Source organism: Variovorax sp. 01T439_2 (assembly GCF_056398445.1).
The window spans coordinates 1-2,283 of the sequence record NZ_JBFTPJ010000934.1 but is presented as its reverse complement, the minus strand read 5'-3'; the positions used below and the strand labels follow the sequence as shown (position 1 = coordinate 2,283).

At 66.6% G+C, this 2,283-nt stretch carries 2 protein-coding genes and 1 pseudogene; all 3 read right to left on the bottom strand.

Annotated elements, in window-relative coordinates; genetic code table 11:
* Positions 1-133 precede the first annotated feature (133 nt).
* Positions 134-1,045: an ABC transporter permease gene (locus AC1DOC_RS30005; RefSeq protein ID WP_062364438.1), complete on the bottom strand. Its 912-nt coding sequence runs from the start codon at positions 1,043-1,045 to the stop codon at positions 134-136.
* Positions 1,046-1,050: 5 nt separating this feature from the next.
* Positions 1,051-2,004, bottom strand: a complete 954-nt coding sequence (locus AC1DOC_RS30000) for an ABC transporter permease (protein WP_062363239.1) — start codon at positions 2,002-2,004, stop codon at positions 1,051-1,053.
* Positions 2,004-2,283: pseudogene (locus AC1DOC_RS29995) on the bottom strand (ABC transporter substrate-binding protein); the annotation flags it as partial. The pseudogene AC1DOC_RS29995 and the gene AC1DOC_RS30000, both read right to left, overlap by 1 nt.

The following is a 2,283-nucleotide window of genomic DNA, read 5'->3' as shown; positions in this document are numbered from 1 at the left end:
GCCTTGCGCAGCGAAATCAAGGGGGAGGCCGAAGGCCGGAGGACATTCGCGGAGCAAGGTACCCCATCGGCGGGAGCGCGCCCCGAACAAAGAACCTCAAACACAAAGCGGCGAACAAGAAGAGATCCCATTCCTAACCCTTGTTGTCCATCGCCGACCGCAACCCATCGGACAGAAGATTGAAGGAGATCGATGTGATGAAGATCATCGCGCCCGGCAGCGCAGCGACCCACGGCTGCACATAGATCGCGGTGCGCAGCGTGTTGAGCATCAGGCCCCACTCCGGCTCCGGCGGCTTCACGCCCAGGCCCAGGAACGACAGGCCCGAGGCCAGGATCATCGACACCGCGATCAGGCTCGTCGCGTACACGAAGATCGGGCCGAGCACATTGCCCAGCACATGCACCCGCACGATCGTGAACGGGTTCGCGCCCGAGGCGCGCGCCGCCTCCACATAGTCGCGCGTGCGCACCTGCGTCGTCACGCTCTCGGCCACGCGCGCGATCTGCGGAATGAAGACGATGGTCAGCGAGATCAGCGAATTGACCACGCCCGCGCCCAGCGTGCCCGACAGCGCAATGGCCAGCAGCACCGAGGGAAAGGCGTAGAACACGTCGATGGTGCGCATGATCAGCGTGTTGGTGAAGCCGCCCGCATAGCCCGCAACGATGCCGATCACTGTGCCGAGCACGAAGGCGCAGATCACCGGCGTGATGCCGATGAACAGCGACAGCCGCGCGCCGACGATCAGGCGCGACAGCATGTCGCGGCCCAGTTCGTCGCTGCCCAGCGGCAGGCCCTCGGTGCCGATCGGCTTGAGCCGCTTGAGCATCGACGAGGCATAAGGATCGGCCGGCGCGAGCCACGGGCCGAACACGGCCAGGCCGATCAGCAGCAGAACCACCAAGGCGGCACCCATGGCGACCGGATCGCGCGTGAAGCGCAGCAGCGCCGAGGTCCAGTAGCCGCGCGAGCGCTGCATCGGCGGCAGCGGCTTCACGTCGGCGGCGGCGGAGGAAGAAGAGGGGATGGGCAGTGCGCTCATGGTGGTCATGCCCGCGCGATCCGCGGGTCGAGCATGGTCTGCAGCACATCGACCAGCAGGTTGAGCAACACGAAGAACAGCGCCAGCACCAGGATGGTTCCCTGCAGCAGCGGCAGGTCGCGCTGGAAGATCGCGGAGTTCAACAGAAAGCCGGTGCCGGGCCACGAGAACACGGTCTCGATCAGGATCGAGCCGCCCAGCAGGTAGCCCAGCTGCAGGCCCATCACCGCGAGCGCGGTGGGCGCCGCGTTCTTCACCATGTGGCGGAACACGCCGAAGTGCGTGAGGCCCTTGGCGCGCAGGCCGACGATGAATTCCTGGTCGAGGATGTCGGCCACCAGCGCGCGCACGGTGCGCGCGATGATGCCCATCGGGATCACCGACATCGTGAGGGCCGGCAGGATCAGGAACTGCAGGTGCGCCCAGTCCCAGGCCCAGTCGCTCGAGCCGCCCGGGCCCGCGCCGGTGGCGGGCAGCCACATGAGCTGCGACGAGAACACGATCACCATCACCATGCCCAGCCAGTAGTGCGGCACGCTCACGCCCAGCACCGACAGCATCGAGGCAAGGCGGTCGAGCCATGAGTTGCGGAAGTAGCCGGCCACGAAGCCGAACAGACAGCCCAGCACGAAGCCGATGAAGGTCGCCACCACCGCCAGTCGCAGCGTGTTGCCCACGGCCGTGAACACCTCGCCCGCCACGGCGCGGTTGCTCGCGATCGAGACGCCCAGGTCGCCATGCAGCGCGCGCCAGACCCACATCGCGAACTGCTCCGGCAGCGAACGGTTGAAGCCGTAGAGCTCGCGCAGCTGCGCCTGCAGGTCGGCCGAGGCGTCGGGCGGCAGGATCGACACCAGCGGATCGCCGGGCGCAATGTGCACGAGCAGAAAACACACCAGCGCCACGCCGACCATGATCGGCACGGCGTAGACGACGCGGCGCAGGAGGTAGGCCAGCATCAGTCCATCGTCATGGTTGCAATGTCGATGAACCAGCTTTTCGGCTGCACCACGTTCTTCACCTTGGCCGACATCGCGCGCGGACCCACGTCATGCGCGATCCAGACGAAGGGCGCGTCGTCCACGATGTGCGTATGCAGCCTGGCCAGCGCAGCGTCGCGCGCCTTGTCGTCGAAGCTGGTGCGCGCATCGGCCACGAGCTTGTCGACTTCGGCGTTGCCGTAGTAGCCCCAGTTGTTGGACACCGGCGGAAAGGCCTTGGTGCTCACGAAGCGCACC